The sequence below is a fragment of the Escherichia sp. AM3 genome, assembly GCF_032029835.1.
GTDB classification, from domain to species: Bacteria; Pseudomonadota; Gammaproteobacteria; order Enterobacterales; family Enterobacteriaceae; genus Escherichia; species Escherichia coli.
Window position 1 is genome coordinate 1 of sequence record NZ_JAVUPQ010000868.1, and the last position, 288, is coordinate 288.

The window sequence follows — 288 nt, forward strand, 5'->3', positions numbered from 1 at the left end:
TTCCTGGAGTGCGCTTTTTGATTATCGAACCAGTTGAAATAACTGATGACCCCGGAGGCGATAGCGTTCGCGATCTTCTGACGAAACGCCGTGGTGCCGAGAAAACGCTCCTCTTCCGGGTTGGTAATGAACGAGGTTTCCACCAGCACGGACGGAATGGACGGGGACTTCAGCACCACAAACGCGGCCTGCTCGGTGCTTTTACTGTGCAGACGGTGCACGGGCTTAATCCGTTTAAGGATATGCGAGCCGAGCGTCAGGCTGTTTTTGATGGTTTCGGTCTGCACG

At 54.5% G+C, this 288-nt stretch carries 1 protein-coding gene; it reads right to left on the minus strand.

Going from position 1 to position 288, the window contains the following annotated elements; translation table 11 throughout:
* On the minus strand, positions 1-288 hold a 288-nt coding region (locus tag RTW80_RS28780), incomplete at both ends, for an N-acetylmuramoyl-L-alanine amidase (protein WP_312721511.1).